Origin of the sequence: Methylobacterium variabile (assembly GCF_001043975.1) — a bacterium.
In the GTDB taxonomy this organism is placed as follows: Bacteria; Pseudomonadota; Alphaproteobacteria; order Rhizobiales; family Beijerinckiaceae; genus Methylobacterium; species Methylobacterium variabile.
This window is the reverse complement of the sequence record NZ_LABY01000239.1, coordinates 1-20,290: the sequence shown is the minus strand read 5'-3', so window position 1 is coordinate 20,290 and position 20,290 is coordinate 1. Positions and strand designations below refer to the sequence as shown.

Here is a 20,290-nt window from a genome sequence, read left to right as displayed (position 1 = left end):
CCGGCGACGAGGCCGCCGAGCACGCTCGGCAGGGCCGCGTCCATGCCGGCGGCGCAGATCACCACCGGGTGGGCCCGGATCTCCTCGATCCGCCGGGTCAGCCGCCACAATCCCGCGACGCCGACATCGGCGATGAGGGTCGAGGCATGGCCCTGGTAGGCCAGCGTCCGCTCGGCCTCCCGCGCCACCGGCACGTCCGAGGTGCCGGCCGCCACGATGGCGATGCGGGCGGGTCCTTCGACCCGCCGGGGCTCGCCGAAGAACGCGGTGCGCGAGACCGGGCAGTAATCGAGCCGGTCGCGGTGGTGGAGGGCAGCAAAGCGGTCCGGGTCGAGGCGGGTGACGAGGAAGCGCGCGCCGCGCGCGTCGGCCGCCGCAAGGATGGCGTCGATCTGCGCCGGCGACTTGCCGGCGGCAAAAACCGCCTCTTCGAGGCCGATCCGCTCGGTGCGGGCGAAGTCGAGGGTGAACTCGTCCTGGACGCTCACCGTGGCGATCCTCCGGGTCGCGACACTCCCACCAGGAAGGCGCTGCCGGTGCGGTACGGCGCGAAGGAGACCGGCGCCGCGGCGAGCCGGGCCGGCGCCCGGGCGGCGATGCGGCGGCCGAGATCGGCCTGGGCCGGCTCGTTCAAGCTCGCCAGGCTCAGCGGGTCCAGCTCGACCACGATGCCGGCGGCGCGCACCCGGCAGCGCACCGCACGCTTCGGACCGGTCTCCGCCAGATCCTCCCCGACCAGCCGCTCGACGGCGTGGATGAAGGCCAGCGTCTCGGGCTCGATGCGGATGCCGGTCTCGACCCGACTCGACAGGCAGGGGGCGGCGGGCAGCTCCGCCACGGCGCCGAGGCCGAGGTCGCGGGCGAGCGCCCGCACCATCGCCTTGCTGAACCCGGCCTCGACGAAGGGATGGCGCACCCCGTGCTCCCGGGCGGCGTCGAGGCCCGGGCGGTACTCGCCGAGATCGTCGAGGTTGGCGCCCGAGACGATCTGCCGATCGGTCACCCGCCGGATCGCGCCGTAGAGGTTGGTCTTGCAGAAGAAGCAGCGGTTGACCGGGTTGTCGCGATAGGCCGGGTCGGCGAACTCGCCGGCCTCGATCACCCTCAAGCGCCAGCCCTCGCGGGCCGCCTCCGCCCGCACCCGCTCGGTGGCCTCGCCCGGCACGGCGGGCGAGACGGCGTGCACCATCAGGGGCGGCTCGGGTGCCGTGCGGTGCGCGATCGTCGCGAGCGTCAGGCTGTCGACCCCGCCGCTCACCGCGACGGCGACCGGCCCGAGCCCGGCGAGGACGGATTCGAGGCTCGCGCTCACCGCTCGTCCTCCGGCAGGTCGAGGGCGAGCCGCTCGGCCTCGCGGCGCATCCTCTGTCGGGCCGCGTGGCCCTCGGTGGCCAGCGCGTCGTCGGCCTCCGCCTTGGCGGTGCGCCCGCCCGGCCGGTCGACGCTCTTCACCCGGACGGGTTGTCCCGCCACCTCCACGGTGTCGAGGCGCCGCCGGAGCGCCGCCCCCGAGACGACGTGGTGGCGCAGGCCGATCGTGGTGGTCTCGCGAAAGCAGGCCTCGATCGCCTCCTCGATCGCGTCGGCCCGGGCGAGCGCCCGGACATGGGTCATCATCCGGCCCTTCTTGCCGAAGACCGGCATCTGCACGACGTCGAAGATCTTGTCGTGCGCCCGTAAGCGCTCGAGCCCCATGGCGAGGTCCTCCGCCGACTGGTCGTCGACCTCGAACTCGATCACGCCGAGCTCCCGGTGGCCGGGAGAGCCCGTCGCGCCCTGCTCCTCGAAGGCCAGCACCCGCAGGACGTTGCTCAGGCCCGGCAAGGTCTTGGTGCCGAAGCCGAGGCCGCTGCGCAGGAGCCGCCGCGGTCCGCCGCGCTGGGTCTGCTCGCCGCAGAGATGGCGCAGGATCGCCGCGCCGGTCGGGGTCACGCGCTCGCCCGGCACGCCGTCGTCGAGGGTGAGGAAGCCTTCGAGCAGCAGCGCGGTCGCCGGCGCCGGCACCGGCAGCGGGCCGTGCTGGGTCCGCACTCGTCCTGAGCCGAGCGGCAGGGCCGAGACCGACCAGCCGGTGGCGCCGATCGCATCCGCCAGGTGGGCGGTGGCTACGATGTCGGCGATCGAGTCCCAGGCGCCGACCTCGTGGAACGCCACCTCCTCGACTGGGATGCCGTGCACCCGCGCCTCGGCCTGCGCCAGGTGCCCGAAGATCGCGAGCGCGTGGGAGAGCACGGCGGGCGTAAGGCCGCTGGCTTCGAGATCGCGGCGGATGCCGGACCAGTGCTGGTGCGCGTGCCCGCCGCCGTGGTGGTGATGGCCGTGATCGTGGTGACCGTGATGGTGGTGATGGTCGCCGTGGCCATGGTGGTGATGGGCGTGATCGTCCGCCGGCCGCTCCGGCGCCTCGCCTCCGGGTCCGGTGACGGCGAAGCGCCGGCCCTGGAGCACGCCGTCGCCGTGGGCGAGGAGCGCGCAGGCGGTGCGGCCGCGGCTTGCCCGCGCCACGCTCTCGCGCACGCCCGCCTCGTGCTCCGGGAAGGCGTCGAGGAGCGCCGCCACGACCATGTCGCCGGCGACACCGCCGACGGCGTCGAGATGAATCTGCATCGGGTCCTTGTGATCGGGTTCTTCTCGCCGGCGTTGGACCTTGTGCCGGTCGAGGGCACATCGGCCCGCCGGGCGCCGCGGCAAGCGTCGGCCCCTCGGGACAGACCGTCGCAGCGGGGACGGCGCCGATTTTTCTCGGGTTCCCGGTGGATCATCCCCCGTCCGCCGGGGCATAAGCCGGCCCAACGACCCCCACACAGGCACACAGGAGAGGACGCGACCCATGCGGATCACCGGAGAGAACCTGATCGGCGCCGCCGCCCGCCGCGGCGAGGGCGAGACCTTCCGCGCCGTCGAGGCCGCGACCGGCAACAGCCTGGAGCCGGCCTTCGCCTCGGCGACGCCCGCCGACGTCGAGCGGGCCTGCGCGCTCGCCGCCGAGGCGTTCGATACCTACCGCGAGACATCGCTGGAGGATCGCGCCCGCTTCCTCGAGGCGGTGGCCGACGCGATCGTGGCGATCGGCGACGAGCTGATCGTGCGCTGCATGGCCGAGAGCGGCCTGCCCCGCGCCCGGCTCGAGGGCGAGCGCGGCCGCACCGTCGGCCAGCTCAGGATGTTCGCCGGCGTGGTGCGCGACGGCGGCTTCCTCGAGGCCCGCATCGACCCGGCCCAACCCGAGCGCAAGCCGCTGCCGCGCCCCGACCTGCGCCTGCGCCAGATCGCCGTCGGCCCGGTCGCGGTCTTCGGCGCCTCGAACTTCCCGCTCGCCTTCTCGGTCGCCGGTGGCGACACTGCCTCGGCCCTCGCTGCCGGCTGCCCGGTGGTGGCCAAGGCGCACCCGGCCCATCCGGGCACCTCGGAGCTGGTCGGCCGCGCGGTGCAGGCGGCGGTGAAGCAATGCGGCCTGCCCGAGGGCGTCTTTTCGCTCCTGCTCGACGCCGGCATCTCCGTCGGCCAGGCCCTCGTCGCCGATCCGCGCATCGCGGCCGTCGGCTTCACCGGCTCGCGCCGCGGCGGCGTCGCGCTGATGCAGGCCGCCGCTGCCCGCAAGCAGCCGATCCCGGTCTACGCCGAGATGAGCAGCATCAACCCGGTCGTCCTGCTGCCGGCGGCGCTCGACGCCCGCGGGGCGGAGATCGGCCGCGCCTTCGTCGGCTCGCTCACCCTCGGCTCGGGCCAGTTCTGCACCAATCCGGGCCTGATCCTGGCGGTCGAGGGCGCGGGCCTCGACAGCTTCCTGGAGGCGGCCTCCGCCGCCCTGAAGGAGACCCAGGCCGCCACGATGCTGACGCCCGGCATCCACAAGGCCTACTGCGCCGGCGTCGCGGCCCTGGAGGCGAACCCCGCCGTGACCACGCTGGCGCGCGGCCTTGCCGGTGGCACGCACCAGGGCCAGGCGGCGCTCTTTTCCACCACGGCGCAAGCGTTCCTCGCCGACCACACCCTCGCCGAGGAGGTGTTTGGCGCCGCCTCCCTGGTGGTGCGCTGCCCGGACCTCGCGACGGTCCGCGCGGTGCTGGAGCAGCTCGAAGGCCAGCTCACCGCCGCCGTGCACCTCGACGAGGCCGACTTCGAGGCCGCCCGGGCGCTGCTGCCGGCACTGGAGCGCCGGGTCGGGCGCATCCTGGTCAACGGCTTCGGCACCGGCGTCGAGGTCGGCCACGCCATGGTGCATGGCGGGCCGTATCCTGCGACCTCGGACGGGCGCACCACCTCGGTCGGCAGCCTGGCGATCCACCGCTTCCTGCGCCCGGTGAGCTACCAGGACCTGCCCCCGGCCCTGCTGCCGGCCTCCCTGCGCGACGACAATCCGCTCAAGCTCTGGCGCCGGCAGGACGGCAAGCTCGCCGCTCCGCAGGCCTGACCCCACGCGCGGCGCGGGAAACCGCGCCGCGCATGATGCAGCAAGGGAGTGTCCCGGGGGCCGGAACCCGCCCGCCGCACTGCCGTTGGTCGCCGCACCACAAGGAGCGCGCGCCATGGTCGATACCAGCAGCATCAAGGAGCACATGCCCGTCGTCGGCTCCGACGGCGGCCATGTCGGCACGATCGACCACCTGGACGGGCAGCGGATCAAGCTGACGAAGACCGACCCTGAGGCCGGCGGCCACCATCACTTCATCCACATCGACTCCATCGCGAGCGTCGAGGGCGGTCAGGTGCGCCTCAACCGCACCACCGCCGAGGCCAAGGACGAGTGGGCGACGGCCTGACGGCCGGCCCCGTCGGCGAGCGACAGCGCGAGAGGAGCGGTGAGATGAGCATCTTCGGGTCGATCATGACCAAGATCTTCGGGGGACCGGCGGCGGCGCAGGCCTCCGCGCCCCACGCGGCCGAGACGCCGACCGTCACGGCGGGCGGCAGCACCGGGGCAGGTGGGCCGTCCGGCGGGGCGAGCAGCGCCGCCGCCCCGTCGATGAGCGGCGCGCCGTCCCCGGTGGCCAACGATCCGGGGGCGGGCACGCCGACAGGGGTGGATGTCGGGGCGGTGCTGCAGGACCTGGCCTCCCGGTCCGGCCAGACGCTCGACTACAAGCGCTCCATCGTCGACCTCATGAAGCTCCTCGGGCTCGACAGCGGCCTGTCGGCCCGCCAGGAACTGGCGCGCGAGCTGCACTACACCGGCGACATGGGCGATTCCGCCGCGATGAACGTCTGGCTGCACGGGCAGCTGATGCAGAAGCTCGCCGAGAACGGCGGCAAGGTGCCGGACGACCTGCGGCACGCGTGACCGGAGCATGCTTCCGGCGTAGGGCCAGCCGCGCGCCAGGTTGCCAAAGAATGATGCAACCAGAAGCGCGGACTTGAGTTAGGTTAACAATCCTTGACGAAAAAGGGCCGCCCTCGAGAAGGCGGCCCGAGTCTAGGGAGGAAACGCCCGAGGAGGGCGCGAGCAGCGCAGCGGCATCGCCACCGCCCTGCACAGGACAAACCCGGTCCGCTGTCGCGTGGTTCCCGGGCGGGAACTGATACCAAGGTCCGCTCTCGCGGGCCTTTTTTTTGCCGTGATCGGCTGGGCGGCTGGGTACCGGCCGTGAGTTAGATCCTGGTACGGATCGTGCAGACCCGGCCTGCGACGCCGGCCGCATCCGATTTCCGGCGCCAACCCCGGTCATCCACGACGCCCATGCCCGAGATCGACACCCAAGCCTTCCTGCGCGACCTGCACGAATTGCGCGGCATCGGCCGCTTCCGCACCGGCGTGCACCGCCCGACCTACTCAGCTCAAGACATGGAGTCCCGGCGCTGGCTGATGCGGCGCCTGGAGGAATGCGGGCTTCACCCCTCCATCGACGGGGTCGGCAACGTGCTGGGGCGCCATCCCGGAGCAGGGCCGCACCTCCTCGTCGGCAGCCACATCGAGAGCCAGAACGAGGCCGGCTGGCTCGACGGGGCGCTCGGGGTCGTGGCGGGGATCGCGCTCGCCCGGGCCGGGCTTCCGGTCGATGTCTGCGCCTTCGCGGACGAGGAGGGGCACTTCGACGTCGGCTTCCTCGGCAGCCGCTCCGCCATCGGCGAGGTGAGCGAGGCCGAGATCGACGGGAGCCGCAACCGCACCGACGGCACGCCCCTGCGCGAGGCGCTGGCCTCCGCGGGCCTCGCCGCCCTGCCCCGGATGCAGCTGGAGGCGGGGCGCTACCGCGGCTTCCTGGAGATGCATATCGAGCAGGGCACGCAGCTCGAATCGGCGGCCTTGCGCCTCGGCATCGTCACCGGGATCGTGGCGATCTGGCAGTGGCGGATCGTGATCGAGGGCGAGCAGGACCATGCCGGCGGCACCACTATGGCGGAGCGCCGGGACGCCGGCCTGACCGCCGTGCGCCTGCTCGCCGCGATCGACCAGGCCTTCCCGCTCGTGTGCGGCGAGCGCAGCACCTGGACCACCGGCCGCATCAGCCTCGATCCCGGCGCGCCGAGCATCATCCCGGGCCGGGCCGAGATCCTGTTCCAGTTCCGCGACGTGTCGATGCCGGTGCTGGAGCGGATGGAGGCGACCTTGCGGGCGCTGATCCGCGAGAGCAACCGGCGCGAGCGCTGCCGCGCCACCCTGGTCGAGGTCTCCCGCGCCACCCCGGCCCTGTGCGATCCCGGCCTGATGGGCGCCCTGTCGGCCGCGGCCGAGGCGCTCTGCCCCGGCGGCTGGCAGACGATGCCCTCGGGCGCCGGCCACGACGCCCAGAACGTTGCCAAGGTAATGCCCGCCGCGATGCTGTTCGTGCCCTCGATCGGCGGCATCAGCCATCACTGGGCCGAGGACACCAAGGAGGAGGACCTGGCGCTCGGCGTGCGGGTGCTGGGTGCGGCGGCCGAGCGGCTGCTGGCGGGATAGCCGCCCGCGCCCGGAAGACGCTGGGTCCCGGCTCGGGCATAAGGGGACCATGACCACGGTCCACGACTTCGCCCCGGCCGCCCCGGACGGCACCCCCCACCCGCTGGCGCAGTACCGTGGGCGGGTGCTGCTCATCGTCAACACCGCATCGCGCTGCGGCTTCACCCCGCACTATGCCGGGCTCGAGGAGCTGTGGCGCCGCCACCGCGACGACGGCCTGGTGGTGCTGGGCTTTCCCTGCAACCAGTTCGGCGCGCAGGAGCCCGGGGACGCCGCGGAGATCGCCCGCTTCTGCAGCCTCACCTACGACGTCAGCTTCCCGCTCCTCGCCAAGGTCGAGGTCAACGGCGCCCGGGCCGAGCCGCTCTTCGACCACCTCAAGGAGGCCCGGCCGGGGCTGCTGGGCACCCGCGCGATCAAGTGGAACTTCACCAAGTTCCTGGTCGGCCGCGACGGCCGCGTGATCGCGCGCTTCGCCCCGCGGGTGAAGCCGGCGGCGCTGGAGGCGGCGGTGGTGAGGGCGCTGAGGGTGACGGCGTGAGGCCATCATCCGGCCAAAATAGCCGAGCTAGACCTATGGGGTGACGACAGCCCGTCGCGCGCCGGACGTGAACCCCATGCCGCTCTCCCGCCGTACCCTGCTCGCCGCGTCCCTGGCGACGCTCCCCGCCCTCGCCACGAAGGCCCAGGCGCAGGCGGAGGCGCAGTGGCGGCCGGTCACCGGCGACAACGGCCAGCCGATCCCCAACACCCGCCTGCCCGGCGAGCTGACCTCCGAGATCGGCCGGCTGCGCGGCGTGACCTGGCTCGGGCCGCGGGAGGCGTCGGTCACACTCTACGAGTTCTTCGACTACAACTGTCCGTGGTGCCGGGCCGCGGCGCGCGACCTCGACGACCTGGTCAAGGCCAACCCGGATCTTCGGATCGGCCTCGTCAACAACCCGATCCTGTCGGTGCAGTCGGCCCAGGCCGCCAAGGTGGCGATGGCGGTGCAGCGCGCCGGCGGTTCGGCGGCGACCGCCAAGCTCTACCTCGCGCTCCTCGGGCCCGGCACCTCCGGGCGCATCGACGGGTCGCGGGCGCTGGACGCGGCGGCCCGCCTCGGCCACGACCGGGCGGCCATCGAGCAGGCGGCGGATTCCGACGAGGTGCGCGAGGCCCTCAAGGAGCAGATGCGGCTCGCCGCGAATCTCGGCCTGCACGCCACGCCCTCCTACGTCGTCGGCACCGCGGCGCTCCTCGGCTATCCGGGCCCGAAGAGCCTCGCCCGGGTGCTCGCCGCCGTCGCCGAGTGCGACGAGATCGCCTGCACCGGCTGACTTCCTCCGGCACGGCTGGAAATTTCTCGGAAACCCTACCGAAACCTTCGCGCGCGGCGGCGATCCGCCGGGGTGGCCGGGCGATTCGTGCCGCATCTAGGAATCGGCGCCTCCGCCACGCGCAATCCGACCAACGTCGAACCGGCGCCCACTCTTCGCCATCAAGCGCCGTCAGACTGGATTAAGCTCAGGGCCCGCCTCGCGATTGGCGCGCGTCCCCGCTCGCCTTGCGCCCCCCGAAAACCCATGCTAGGCCGGCGCCGCGCCGGGGGAGGGGGCATTCTTCTCGCGCCGGAGCCTTTCCCATCATCGACGGGCCGCGCGCCGCCGCCGCTCCTTCTTCGACCGGCGCGATGCGGCCGGACCCGTCGGGCCAGGACATGAAGAGAGAGCGCTGGTGGCTCAGAACGCATCGGAATCGGGTTCTCCCCTGGCGGGCGTCGCCGGGCGGTACGCCTCGGCGTTGTTCGAGCTCGCCCGCGACGAGCGGGCCGTCGACGCGGTGGCCGAGGGGCTCGACCGGTTCGACGCCCTGCTGACCGAGAGCGCCGACCTGCGGCGCCTCGTGCGCAGCCCGGCCTTCTCGGCCGAGGACCAGGTCAAGGCGATCGAGGCCGTGCTGGCGAAGGCCGGGATCGGCGGGCTGGCCGGCAACTTCATCCGCCTCTCGGCCGCCAACCGCCGGCTCTTCGCCCTGCCGGACATGATCCGGGCCTACCGCGAGCTCGTCCGCGCGTCGAAGGGCATCGTGCGGGCCGAGGTGCGGCTGGCCGAGCAGCCCTCCGACGCGGTGCTCCAGGACATCAAGGCGTCGCTCAAGGACGTCGCGAAGGCCGAGGTCGACCTCGATCTCCGCATCGACCCGAGCCTGATCGGCGGCATCGTCGTCAAGCTCGGCAGCCGCATGGTCGACGCCTCCCTGCGCACCAAGCTCAACAGCATCCGCCTGGCGATGCAGGGCGCCCGCTAAGGGCCCGACGCACCCGCCGACACTCCGAATAAACTCCGACACGCGAACGAACGAGGGAAGGTCCAGATGGACATCCGTGCCGCCGAGATCTCCGCCATCCTGAAGGAGCAGATCAAGAACTTCGGCCAGGAGGCCGAGGTCACCGAGGTCGGTCAGGTCCTGTCGGTCGGCGACGGCATCGCCCGCGTCTACGGCCTCGACAACGTCCAGGCCGGCGAGATGGTCGAGTTCGAGTCGGGCGTGCGCGGCATGGCCCTGAACCTTGAGCAGGACAACGTCGGCGTCGTGATCTTCGGTTCCGACCGCGAGATCAAGGAAGGCCAGACCGTCAAGCGCACCGGCGCCATCGTGGACGTGCCGGTCGGCAAGGGCCTGCTCGGCCGCGTCGTCGACGCGCTCGGCAACCCGATCGACGGCAAGGGCCCGATCGTCGCCGAGAAGCGCAGCCGCGTCGACGTGAAGGCCCCGGGCATCATCCCGCGCAAGTCGGTGCACGAGCCGATGGCGACCGGCCTCAAGGCGATCGACGCCCTGATCCCGATCGGCCGCGGCCAGCGCGAGCTGATCATCGGCGACCGCCAGACCGGCAAGACCGCCGTCGCCCTCGACACCATCCTGAACCAGAAGCCGGCCCATGCCGGCACCGACGAGAAGGCCAAGCTGTACTGCGTCTACGTCGCGGTCGGCCAGAAGCGCTCCACCGTCGCCCAGTTCGTGAAGGTGCTGGAGGATAACGGCGCCCTCGAGTACTCGATCGTCATCGCGGCCACCGCCTCGGACGCCGCTCCGATGCAGTTCCTGGCGCCCTTCGCCGGCTGCGCCATGGGCGAGTATTTTCGCGATAACGGCATGCACGCCGTGATCGTGTACGACGACCTGTCGAAGCAGGCCGTGGCCTACCGCCAGATGTCGCTGCTGCTGCGCCGCCCGCCGGGCCGCGAGGCGTATCCTGGCGACGTGTTCTACCTGCACTCCCGCCTGCTCGAGCGCGCCGCCAAGATGGGCGACGCCGCCGGCAACGGCTCGCTGACCGCGCTGCCGGTCATCGAGACCCAGGCCAACGACGTCTCGGCCTACATCCCGACCAACGTGATCTCGATCACCGACGGCCAGATCTTCCTCGAGACCGACCTGTTCTACCAGGGCGTGCGCCCGGCGGTGAACGTCGGCCTCTCGGTGTCGCGCGTCGGCTCCGCCGCCCAGACCAAGGCGATGAAGTCGGTCGCCGGCAAGATCAAGGGCGAGCTGGCGCAGTACCGCGAGATGGCGGCCTTCGCGCAGTTCGGCTCGGACCTCGACGCCTCGACCCAGAAGCTGCTCAACCGCGGCGCCCGCCTGACCGAGCTCCTGAAGCAGCCGCAATTCTCGCCGCTGAAGATGGAGGAGCAGGTCGCGGTGATCTACGCTGGCGTGAACGGCTACCTCGACGCGGTCCCGGTCAACCGGGTCCGGGCCTTCGAGGACGGGCTGCTCTCGACCCTGCGCACCAAGCACGCCGACCTGCTCGACACGATCCGCACCTCGAAGGAGCTGTCGGCCGACAGCGGCGCCAAGCTGAAGGGCGTGGTCGAGTCCTTCGCCAAGTCGTTCCAGTAAGCTCCAAGGCTCGACAGCAAGGGACTCTCCGATGCCGAGTCTGAAGGACCTGCGCAATCGCATCACCTCGGTGAAGGCGACCCAGAAGATCACCAAGGCGATGCAGATGGTCGCCGCCGCCAAGCTGCGCCGGGCGCAGACGGCGGCGGAGAGCGCCCGGCCCTACGCCGAGCGCATGGCCCAGGTGCTCGGCAACCTCGCCGCCAACCTGACCCCCGGGGCGGAGACGCCCCGGCTGCTCTCCGGCACCGGCCAGGACCGCACCCACCTGCTCCTCGTCTGCACGGCGGAGCGCGGCCTGTGCGGCGCGTTCAACTCCTCGATCGCGCGTCTCGCCCGTGACCATGCCCGCCGCCTGATGGCGGAGGGCAAGACGGTCAAGATCATCTGCGTCGGCAAGAAGGGCTACGACGTCCTGCGTCGCGAGTTCCGCGACCAGATCGTCGAGCTGATCGAGCTGCGCGGCGTGCGCCAGCTCGGCTTCGAGAACGCCGAGACCATCGCCCGCAACCTGCTCGGCCGCTTCGACGCGGGCGAGTTCGACGTCGCCACCCTGTTCTACTCGCGCTTCCGCTCGGTGATCGCCCAGATCCCGACGGCGCAGCAGATCATCCCGGCCGAGATCGCCCCGACCGAGGCCGCCTCCGGCGCTTCGGCCGACGCGGTCTACGAGTACGAGCCGGGCGAGGGCGAGATCCTGGCGGCCCTGCTGCCGAAGAACCTCACCGTCCAGATCCTCCGGGCGCTCCTGGAGAACGCCGCCTCCGAGCAGGGCGCGCGCATGGGCGCCATGGACAGCGCCACGCGCAACGCCGGCGAGATGATCAAGAAGCAGACCTTGATCTACAACCGGACGCGCCAGGCGATGATCACCAAGGAGCTGATCGAGATCATCTCGGGCGCCGAGGCGCTCTGACCGCACGCAATCAGGGATTAGCATCATGGCGAACACTGCCACCCCCGGCGCCGGCTCGAACAAGACCGGCCACATCACCCAGGTCATCGGCGCGGTCGTCGACGTGCAGTTCGAGGGCCACCTGCCCGAGATCCTGAACGCCCTCGAGACCAAGAACAACGGCAACCGCCTCGTCCTCGAGGTCGCCATGCAGCTCGGCGAGAACACCGTGCGCTGCATCGCCATGGACACCTCCGAGGGCCTGGTCCGCGGCCAGGAGGTCACCGATACCGGCTCGCCGATCCGCGTGCCCGTCGGCGCCAACACCCTCGGCCGCATCATGAACGTCATCGGCGAGCCGATCGATGAGGCCGGCGAGATCAAGACCGAGTCGCTCCGCGCGATCCACCAGCCGGCCCCCTCCTACGCCGAGCAGTCGACCGAGGCCCAGATCCTCGTCACCGGCATCAAGGTGGTGGACCTGCTGGCTCCCTACGCCAAGGGCGGCAAGATCGGCCTGTTCGGCGGCGCCGGCGTCGGCAAGACCGTGCTCATCATGGAGCTCATCAACAACATCGCGAAGGCCCACTCGGGCTACTCGGTGTTCGCGGGCGTCGGTGAGCGGACCCGCGAGGGCAACGACCTCTACCACGAGATGATCGAGTCCAAGGTGAACATGGACCCCAAGGAGCACGGCTCCGCGGAAGGCTCCAAGTGCGCCCTGGTCTACGGCCAGATGAACGAGCCCCCGGGCGCCCGCGCCCGCGTCGCGCTCACCGGCCTCACCGTCGCCGAGCACTTCCGCGACGAGGGCCAGGACGTGCTGTTCTTCGTCGACAACATCTTCCGCTTCACCCAGGCGGGCTCCGAGGTGTCGGCGCTGCTCGGCCGCATCCCCTCGGCGGTGGGCTATCAGCCGACGCTCGCCACCGACATGGGCGCCCTGCAGGAGCGCATCACCACCACCACCAAGGGCTCGATCACCTCGGTGCAGGCGATCTACGTGCCGGCCGACGACCTGACCGACCCGGCGCCTGCCACCTCGTTCGCCCACCTCGACGCCACGACCGTGCTGTCGCGCTCGATCGCCGAGAAGGGCATCTACCCGGCGGTGGACCCGCTCGACTCGACCTCGCGCATGCTGTCGCCGGCGATCCTCGGCGAGGAGCACTACAACGTCGCCCGCCGCGTCCAGCAGGTGCTGCAGCGCTACAAGGCGCTCCAGGATATCATCGCGATCCTGGGCATGGACGAGTTGTCCGAGGAGGACAAGCTGACCGTGGCGCGCGCCCGCAAGATCGAGCGCTTCCTGAGCCAGCCGTTCCACGTCGCCGAGATCTTCACCGGCTCGCCGGGCAAGCTCGTGGCGCTCGAGGACACCATCAAGGGCTTCAAGGGCCTGGTGGACGGCGAGTACGACAACCTCCCGGAGGCGGCCTTCTACATGGTCGGCTCGATCGAGGAGGCTAAGGAGAAGGCCCAGCGCCTCGCCGCCGCGGCCTGATCGGCAGCGCCAAAAGCGGGCCCGGCCTGACGGCTGGGCCCTTTCGCGCAAAGCCCCTTCGCGTCTGACGAAACCGGAATCGACCCTACCCCATGGCCACCTTCCAGTTCGACCTCGTCGGCCCCGAGCGGATCCTGTATTCGGGCGCGGTCGATGCCGTGCAGCTGCCGGGCTCCGAGGGCGAGATGACGGTGCTGCCCGGGCACGCGCCCGTGCTCACCACCCTCAAGACCGGCATGCTGGTCATCACCGAGAGCCCGCAGCACGGCAAGCGGGTGCTGGTGCGCGGGGGCTTCGCCGAGATCAACGCCACCTCGCTCACCGTGATCGCCGAGCGCGCGACCCCGGTCGAGGAGCTGACCCCGGAGATCATCGACGCCGACATCGCGGCGGCCGAGCTCCAGTACGACGCCACCGACGATTACGACCGCAAGATCGAGATCGAGGGCCAGATCGCGCAGCTGCGCGAGGCCAAGGTGGCGCTGAGCTTCTGATCCTCGCACAGGCGAGAATTGATCATGAAGGCGGCGGAGCGATGCTCCGCCGCCTTCTTCTATTTACCGCAGCATGACGTCATCCGCCTGCAAGGCTCCGGCGCTCCTGCGCCGTGACCTCGGTGAGCCACCGGCGAGGATTGCCGCACATCGAGCACGGAGTCGGTGCTCCTGAAGCTGAGGCATGTCGATAACGGCCGCTGAAAGCGATCGGCCGAATGGGACGAACGCTTGCTCGATGGAACGAGCCGTCGTCACCAGTCTCGCGCCATCTCGCGCAGTTTGGCGGTGATGAACTCGATCCAGGCACGTACCTTGGCACTGGGACGTCGGGTCGGATGGGTCAGAGCGTAGATTGCACCGAGGTCCATCACCGGCTGGTCAAGGGTCAACTCGGCCAGTCGGCCGTCCGCGATCGCCGCGGCCACAATGAAGTGCGGACCGTAAAGCAGGCCTTGACCGCCGATCGCCGCTGTCATCAGCGCGTGGCCGTTATCGGCGGCGAGGGTGCCGCGCACCGGCACGCGCACGGCCCCATCGCGACCGAAGGACCAGAGCTGCGCCGTCATGCGATCGGACAGGGTGTAGCCAAGGCAGTCATGCCTGCCGAGATCAGAAATCGTCTGCGGGGTGCCTCGACGACGCAGATAGTCCGGGGCGGCGCATAGACTAAGCCGCACGTCAGCGATCTTGCGGGCGACGAGCGTGCTGTCGGCGAGCCGTCCGATGCGAATCGCCATGTCCCACCGCTCCTCCAGCAGATCGACCGTGCGATCGTTCAACCCCAACTCGATCGACACCGCGGGATAAGCCGCGGCGAACATCGGCAGCAGCGGCGCGAGGTGCATGGTCCCGAGGACGGCCGGCGCGCTGACCCGCACCAGCCCCTTCACCGCGGCAGTGCCGGCCGTCGCCTCCGCTTCCGCTTCGCCCAAATCCGCCAGCAACCGCTCCGCGCGATCGAGGAACGCCGCCCCCGCCTCGGTCAGCGACAGCTTACGGGTGGTGCGACGCACCAGCGTCGTGCTGAGCCGCGCCTCTAGCATCTCCAGATGGCGGGCCGCCATGGTCGATGACATGCCCGTCGCACGGGCCGCCGCTGACAGGCTGCCGAGCCTGACCGCACGCACTAAGACCTCGATGCCGGTCAGCCGATCGGCCATGATTGGCAACCCCTGGTTCAAACAGATCGAACCAATACGCTTGTTACAATCATGGAAGCGAGGGCGTATTTGGGCTTCAGGAGATCGCTTGATGCCGACCTACCCCCCTGAACCCTTACGTCAGACGACGCGGTTCATCCCTCGCGGGAGCGATCCCTGCTTTTTGTGGACGATCCGCGCGGCATCTGGACCGGTCTGGCGGCATTTCTGCGCGGGCTCCCGGCAACCCTGCCTGAGCGCCCTCGCGCCGTCTTGGTCGTGTCGGGGCGGTGGGAAACGGAAGGCTCCGCCTTCACCGGTATGGAGTATCCGTCGCCGGTCTACGACTACCACAACTTCCCTCCGCACACTTGCGAACCGCGTGACGGCCGGCACGCGTATCTACGCGGAACACGTGCTTGAGACGGCGATCTTGGTTTTCGCCTCGACTGACCGAATGCGTGCAACGCATCCCGTCCAACTTTCACCCAGCGAAGGAGCTACATATGGCTGACGATCTCGGTCTCGATCTGCCTAATGATTTGGACGCGTTCATCGGAAATCACTTCATCTATACGTATGCAAATGGCTGGCGTTATGAATGGTACGCCCGCAATGCGACGACCTGCGACTATCGTATCCACCAGGGCTTGGTCGGCGGCCGCTGGGTGACGAACCAGACGATGCAACTCGTCCAGCTGGCGCCTGGCATGTACAAGGCCGACTGGCATGAGCCCACCGGGACCTGCGTCAGCCTCTACTTCGATATCGGGCGGCGCGTGGTGCATGGTACCATTTTCTTCCCGCAATGGATCGCTGGCGAGGGCCAGCATCCCGAGAAGACGATCTGTTATCAGAATGAGTTCATCGCGGACATGAACCGCTTTCGCGATGAAGGTCCCGCCTACCCTTACGTTGTCATTGGCGAGTTCGCGAAGATCACCTTCATGGAGCAGCGCGGCGCCGATAACGATGACGTCATCAACGCCGCTCCCGGTCAGCTGCCAGACGGCTTCCTCGATCGCACCAACTGATCAGACCCGAGCGGATGGCGGCGTCCCATCGACCGGATGCCGCCGTCACTCGATGTCCCGCACACGAACAGTTAGACCTCGTCCCGAAGCACCCGCCGGATGATCTTGCCGGTCGTGGTCAGCGGCAGGGTCGGCCGGAAGGCGATCTCGCGCGGGTATTCGTGGGCCGAGAGGCGGGTGCGCACGAAGGCCTGGATCTCGGCGGCCAGCGCCTCGGAGGCGGCGTGCCCGGGGCGCAGCACCACGAAGGCCTTGACGATCTCGGTGCGCACCGGATCGGGCTTGCCGACCGCGGCGGCGAGCGCGACGGCCGGGTGGCGCAGCAGGCAGTCCTCGATCTCGCCAGGGCCGATCCGGTAGCCGGACGAGGTGATGACGTCGTCGTCGCGTCCGACGAAATGGACGTAGCCGTCCGCATCCATCCGGCCCTGGTCGCCGGTGGTCATCCAGTCGCCCAGGAACTTGCGTTCCGTCGCCTCGGGGTCGTTCCAGTAGTGCAGGAACATCACCGGGTCGGGCCGGGCGACGGCGATCTGGCCGGTCTCGTCGACTGCCGCCGGGGTGCCGTCCGGGCGGATCACCGCGACCCGGTGGCCCGGCACCGGGCGCCCGGTCGAGCCCGCCCGCGCCACGCCCAAGGCCGCGCAGGAGGCGAGCACGAGATTGCACTCGGTCTGGCCGTAAGCCTCGTTGATGGTGAGGCCGAGGGCACCTTGCGCCCAGGTGAAGGTCTCGGGCCCCAGCATCTCGCCGGCCGAGGCCAGGGTGCGCAGGGAGCGCAGGTCGAAGCGCCGGCGCGGATCCTCGACGATGCGCAGCATCCGCAGGGCCGTCGGCGGCACGAAGGCGTTGGCGACCGAGTGGTCGGCCATCAGCCGGAACGCCTCCTCGGGGTCGAACTTCTCCGCCTTGCGCGCCACCACGGCGACGCCGTAGTGCAGGCTCGGCAGGAGGGCGTTGAGCAGGCCGCCGGCCCAGGCCCAGTCGGCAGGGGTCCACATCCGGTCGCCCGGCCGCGGCATGAACTCGTGCATCATGGAGAAGCCCGGCAGATGGCCGAGCAGCACCCGGTGGCCGTGCAGCGCACCCTTCGGCGGCCCGGTGGTGCCGGAGGTGTAGATCATCAGGGCCGGGTCGTCGGCCCGCGTGTCGACGGGGACGAGGTCCGGCGAGGCGGCCGCCAGCAGGTCGGCGTAGCCCAGCGCCCCGTCCGCCGCCCCGTCGGTCGAGACGACGAGGTCGAGCGCCGGCAGGTTCTCGCGCAGGGGGCCGAGCTTGGCGACGCCGCCCGCATGGGTCACGACGGCCCGGGCCCCGGCATCCGCCAAGCGATGGAGCAGGCCCTCGGGCCCGAACACGACCGCCAGGGGCAGGGCGATGGCGCCGAGCTTGTAGATCGCGAGGTGAGCCACCACCACGGCAGGGGATTGCGGCAGCAGCACCGCCACCCGGTCGCCGGCCTGGACGCCGTGCGCCCGGAGCGCATTGGCGAAGCGGTTCGAGGCCTCGCGCAAGGAGGCGAAGCTCCACGCCTCGACCCGGCCGCTCGCGCCGACGTCGAGGATCGCGGTGCGGTCCGGATCGGCCGCGGCCCAGCGGTCGCAGACGTCGACCGCGATGTTGTAGCGCTCCGGGATCCGCCAGCGGAACCCGGAGACGAGACTGTCGTAGGAGGTGGGGCTCACGCCTCGCGCGGCGGGAAACCGCCCTCGAACACGAAGTCGGACAGGGGATGGCGGCCGTTCGGGACCTCGCGGGCGCGGGTCTCCTCCGGCAGGGTCGCCGGATCCGCCTTGCGGCCGATGGCGTAGGCGGCCTCGACCCGGTGGTGGGGCGGAAGCTTCATCGCGGCGGGCGCGCGCTCCTTGTCGAAGCCGGTCATCCCGTGGGCGTGCCAGCCCATCCGCACCGCCTGGAGCTGGAACAGCGCCGAGGCGGTGCCGGCGTCGAAGGAGTGGCTCCAGGAGGGCTGCAGCCCGTCCTTGGTGTTCATCATCTCGTTCGAGACCAGGAACACCAGCGCCCCGGCATTCTTCGCCCAGCCCTGGTTGAACGGCACCAGCAGGCCGAGCAGCGTCTCCCAGGCGGGGGTGTCGCGCAAGGCGTAGACGAAGCGCCAGGGCTGCGAGTTGTAGGACGAGGGCGCCCAGCGCGCCGCCTCGAGCATCGTCATCAGGTCGGCCTGCGGCACCGCCTCGCCGGTGAAGGCGCGCGGCGACCAGCGCTCGAGAAAGAGCGGATCGACGGGAAAATCGGCGGTGCGGGAATTGGCGGATGTCACGGGCGGACGATCTCCGTGGATTTCGCGCCGTCCTGCCAGCAAGCGCGGCGGTTGTCACGGGCCGGGATGCGGGTTCTCGGGCGGACCTGACCCCCGGAAACCTCATACCGCCCCCGGTGTTGTCCTCGACACGGATGAGCCGGCCGCATCAGGAGACGACCATGGCGAAGACGGATCAGGCGCGGCCCTCGCTGCGCGACTTCGACCCCTATACCGACCGCAACGGCCAGGACATGGGACAGGATTCCCCGCTCGACCTCGGGGTGCCGCAGCGGACGCAAGGAGACATGGGCCACGACCCGATGGGCCAGGCCCGCGACGCCCGGGTCGCCTCGGACTTCAACCGCCGCGACGCGATCGGCGCGACCGACGGCAGCCAGGCCACCGAGGACGAGACGCCGCCCGAGAACCTGCGCCGGATCAGCGACCCCTCGACGGGAAGCCCTGCCGCCCGCGAGGCGATCGACCGGGCGACCGCCGCAGTCGGCAAGGACGAGGGGGAGTGAGGCGATGACGCGCAAGCCCGACGACGTGGTGGGCAGCCCGGGCGAGCCGGCCGCCGGCGGCGGCCACCAGACGCCCGAGCAGGCGGCGATCACCCGGCAGGAAGGCGGCGGCCGCGACGAGGCCGAGCTGAAGCGCGAGTGGTCGTCGGCCGGCACCCCCGGCCGGCCGCCGACCTCGGTCGGCGGCAGCTCCGGCGGCCATTCCGACCAGATCGCCGGGCAGGGCGCGCGCGAGGGACAGAAGGTCGCGGACGGCGAGTACCGGACCGAGAAGACCGGCGGCAAGGTCGATTGGTGAGGAGGGAAGCGATGGTGGATCAACGCGAGGGCGGCCGGGACGGCAAGCCCGCCCGCGACGACAAGATCACCGCGGACGACCTGAAGGGCGTCGCGGCGGTCCCGCAGGACGGCGACGGCGAGGACAACAAGTCGGGTGCCAATGCGGGCGACCGGCAGAAGGTCGAGGTCGATCCGGGGACGAGCTGAGCCGGTCTCGCGAGAGGGGCCGCCGGTTTTGCGATCACAACCGGCGGCGGACCAGGAGCCGCAGCGGGCGTCGGCTCGCCCGCTCCCGGTGCATCCCCGAACCGAGCGCGATGAGGCGCGCCGCTTCCGACCACGACCCGCAGGGACGCCGCCGAGAAAGGCCTTCATGAGCACAGCACCAGACGGTTCGGTCATCCGGCGCGATGCACCCCGGCCCGACCTCATCGCCTTCGAGATCAAGGACAGGATCACGAAGCCGGATATCGAGTGGATGTCGTCGATCACCGACGCGGCCATGACGGCGCACGGCAAGATCGACATGCTGCTCATCATGTCGAACTACGAAGGCTCCGACCTCGGCGCGCGGTTCGACGGCTATGCCAGCGGGGTGATGGCCCGCTCGGTCGCGCATATCCGGAAATACGTCGTGGTCGGCGCGCCGATGGTCGCCCGCGCCATGATCACGCTGTCGGGAGCGGTTCTGCCGGTCGAGACCAAGACCTTCGACCTGTCCGACGAGGCTGCGGCCTGGGCGTACCTCGCCGAAGCCGGGCCGGCCACGGGCTGATCGTGCCAGCCGCCCTGCGTGCCACGACGAGCCCCGCCCTGCCGGGTGGCCTGGCGCGAAGCGCCGCGCGCGCGCAGCGGCGCTCCAGGCCAAGCTGACGCACCATGGATTGGGGAGCCGCGGCCTACAGGGCGCGCCAGCACATCGGGGCCCGCAAGCGCACGTTTCCCGAGCGCGAGTGCCTCGCGCTGATCGACTTCTTCGCCGAGCAGCAGGCCGTGACGGCGGCCGAGATGCAGCGGCACGGATCCGCCGACTTCGTCGCCACCGTCCTCGGCCACGTGACGACGGCCGTGCACGGCAAGGGCCACGTACCGAGGGTCAACGGCTGGTACCGGCGGGACGAGGCCGGGACGGGCTACGTCATCGATCCCGGGTTCGCCATCGCCTGGCGGGCGGCGCGGGCCTGCGACGGGCCGCTGACACGGCCGTGAGGCGCCAAGTCCCCCGGGATGGCGGCGTGTCCGGTCGACGGGCCGTCGGGCTCGCGGATTGCGCGCCGCAGCCGGGGGGCGCCGCGACCCGGAGGCTTTCGCGCGCCGGTTCGAACGGCGGCCACGCTTGAGCCCCGGCCCGCCCCCCGGCATAGGGGCGCGATGACCTTCATCCCCGACG

The 20,290-nt window shown here is 70.9% G+C and carries 23 protein-coding genes; 17 read left to right on the top strand and 6 right to left on the bottom strand.

What is annotated here, in order from left to right; all coding sequences use genetic code 11:
• The 3 genes from VQ02_RS28640 to larC all read right to left on the bottom strand — a co-directional run.
• Window positions 1–488: AIR carboxylase family protein (locus VQ02_RS28640; RefSeq protein ID WP_048447650.1), on the bottom strand; the 488-nt coding region annotated here is incomplete at its 3' end.
• Complete coding sequence (gene larE, locus VQ02_RS28635) at window positions 485–1,312, bottom strand: ATP-dependent sacrificial sulfur transferase LarE (protein ID WP_048447649.1); 828 nt, start codon at window positions 1,310–1,312, stop codon at window positions 485–487. The genes VQ02_RS28640 and larE, both read right to left, overlap by 4 nt.
• Window positions 1,309–2,607, bottom strand: a complete 1,299-nt coding sequence (gene larC / locus VQ02_RS28630) for a nickel pincer cofactor biosynthesis protein LarC (RefSeq protein ID WP_048447648.1) — start codon at window positions 2,605–2,607, stop codon at window positions 1,309–1,311. The genes larE and larC overlap by 4 nt, the downstream gene beginning before the upstream one ends.
• Before the next feature lie 223 nt (window positions 2,608–2,830).
• Here larC and VQ02_RS28625 point away from each other — a divergent pair, with 223 nt between their 5' ends.
• The 11 genes from VQ02_RS28625 to atpC all read left to right on the top strand — a co-directional run bounded on the left by VQ02_RS28625 (window position 2,831) and on the right by atpC (window position 13,658).
• A complete protein-coding gene (locus VQ02_RS28625; protein ID WP_048447647.1) occupies window positions 2,831–4,414 on the top strand; it encodes an aldehyde dehydrogenase (NADP(+)) in 1,584 nt (527 codons plus the stop codon).
• 115 nt (window positions 4,415–4,529) lie between these two features.
• Window positions 4,530–4,763, top strand: a complete 234-nt coding sequence (locus VQ02_RS28620; RefSeq protein WP_048447646.1) for a DUF2171 domain-containing protein — start codon at window positions 4,530–4,532, stop codon at window positions 4,761–4,763.
• A gap of 44 nt (window positions 4,764–4,807) precedes the next feature.
• Entirely contained in the window at window positions 4,808–5,281 is a 474-nt protein-coding gene (locus tag VQ02_RS28615) for a DUF3597 domain-containing protein (protein ID WP_048447651.1), read from the top strand.
• A gap of 396 nt (window positions 5,282–5,677) precedes the next feature.
• A complete protein-coding gene (locus VQ02_RS28610) occupies window positions 5,678–6,880 on the top strand; it encodes a Zn-dependent hydrolase (RefSeq protein WP_048447645.1) in 1,203 nt (400 codons plus the stop codon).
• 49 nt (window positions 6,881–6,929) lie between these two features.
• Entirely contained in the window at window positions 6,930–7,421 is a 492-nt protein-coding gene (locus VQ02_RS28605; protein WP_048447644.1) for a glutathione peroxidase, read from the top strand.
• A 76-nt stretch (window positions 7,422–7,497) separates the two neighbouring features.
• Window positions 7,498–8,199, top strand: a complete 702-nt coding sequence (locus VQ02_RS28600) for a DsbA family protein (protein ID WP_048447643.1) — start codon at window positions 7,498–7,500, stop codon at window positions 8,197–8,199.
• Window positions 8,200–8,596: 397 nt separating this feature from the next.
• Window positions 8,597–9,169 carry a F0F1 ATP synthase subunit delta gene (locus VQ02_RS28595; protein WP_048447642.1) on the top strand — a complete coding sequence of 191 codons (573 nt, stop codon included), beginning with the start codon at window positions 8,597–8,599 and terminating at the stop codon, window positions 9,167–9,169.
• A 66-nt stretch (window positions 9,170–9,235) separates the two neighbouring features.
• A complete protein-coding gene (atpA, locus tag VQ02_RS28590) occupies window positions 9,236–10,765 on the top strand; it encodes a F0F1 ATP synthase subunit alpha (protein WP_048447641.1) in 1,530 nt (509 codons plus the stop codon).
• 31 nt (window positions 10,766–10,796) lie between these two features.
• Window positions 10,797–11,681, top strand: coding sequence for a F0F1 ATP synthase subunit gamma (locus VQ02_RS28585; RefSeq protein ID WP_048447640.1), 885 nt, complete (start codon window positions 10,797–10,799; stop codon window positions 11,679–11,681).
• 25 nt (window positions 11,682–11,706) lie between these two features.
• Window positions 11,707–13,164 (top strand): F0F1 ATP synthase subunit beta, encoded by a 1,458-nt coding sequence (gene atpD, locus VQ02_RS28580; RefSeq protein ID WP_048447639.1) that lies wholly within the window; start codon window positions 11,707–11,709, stop codon window positions 13,162–13,164.
• Window positions 13,165–13,256: 92 nt separating this feature from the next.
• Entirely contained in the window at window positions 13,257–13,658 is a 402-nt protein-coding gene (gene atpC / locus VQ02_RS28575; protein WP_048447638.1) for an ATP synthase F1 subunit epsilon, read from the top strand.
• Between the two features lie 254 nt (window positions 13,659–13,912).
• Here atpC and VQ02_RS28570 read toward each other — a convergent pair whose 3' ends face one another.
• On the bottom strand, window positions 13,913–14,821 hold the full coding sequence (locus VQ02_RS28570) for a LysR family transcriptional regulator (protein WP_048447637.1): 909 nt from the start codon (window positions 14,819–14,821) through the stop codon (window positions 13,913–13,915).
• Window positions 14,822–15,306: 485 nt separating this feature from the next.
• On the opposite strand from VQ02_RS28570, the gene VQ02_RS28565 reads away from it, so the two are divergent.
• Window positions 15,307–15,834, top strand: a complete 528-nt coding sequence (locus VQ02_RS28565) for a phenolic acid decarboxylase (protein ID WP_048447636.1) — start codon at window positions 15,307–15,309, stop codon at window positions 15,832–15,834.
• A gap of 71 nt (window positions 15,835–15,905) precedes the next feature.
• Here the strand turns inward: VQ02_RS28565 and VQ02_RS28560 are convergent, their stop codons facing one another.
• Window positions 15,906–17,519, bottom strand: a complete 1,614-nt coding sequence (locus tag VQ02_RS28560) for an acyl-CoA synthetase (protein WP_048447635.1) — start codon at window positions 17,517–17,519, stop codon at window positions 15,906–15,908.
• Window positions 17,516–18,115, bottom strand: coding sequence for a nitroreductase family protein (locus VQ02_RS28555; RefSeq protein WP_048447634.1), 600 nt, complete (start codon window positions 18,113–18,115; stop codon window positions 17,516–17,518). Before VQ02_RS28555 ends, VQ02_RS28560 begins: the two co-directional genes overlap by 4 nt.
• Before the next feature lie 161 nt (window positions 18,116–18,276).
• Here VQ02_RS28555 and VQ02_RS28550 point away from each other — a divergent pair, with 161 nt between their 5' ends.
• The 5 genes from VQ02_RS28550 to VQ02_RS28535 all read left to right on the top strand — a co-directional run bounded on the left by VQ02_RS28550 (window position 18,277) and on the right by VQ02_RS28535 (window position 20,109).
• Entirely contained in the window at window positions 18,277–18,621 is a 345-nt protein-coding gene (locus tag VQ02_RS28550) for a hypothetical protein (protein ID WP_048447633.1), read from the top strand.
• A gap of 4 nt (window positions 18,622–18,625) precedes the next feature.
• Entirely contained in the window at window positions 18,626–18,919 is a 294-nt protein-coding gene (locus VQ02_RS28545; protein WP_048447632.1) for a hypothetical protein, read from the top strand.
• 11 nt (window positions 18,920–18,930) lie between these two features.
• A complete protein-coding gene (locus VQ02_RS38430; RefSeq protein ID WP_167350805.1) occupies window positions 18,931–19,107 on the top strand; it encodes a hypothetical protein in 177 nt (58 codons plus the stop codon).
• A gap of 166 nt (window positions 19,108–19,273) precedes the next feature.
• Window positions 19,274–19,675: a SpoIIAA family protein gene (locus tag VQ02_RS28540; protein WP_048447631.1), complete on the top strand. Its 402-nt coding sequence runs from the start codon at window positions 19,274–19,276 to the stop codon at window positions 19,673–19,675.
• A gap of 104 nt (window positions 19,676–19,779) precedes the next feature.
• A complete protein-coding gene (locus tag VQ02_RS28535; protein ID WP_048447630.1) occupies window positions 19,780–20,109 on the top strand; it encodes a hypothetical protein in 330 nt (109 codons plus the stop codon).
• The last annotated feature ends 181 nt before the right edge of the window (window positions 20,110–20,290 follow it).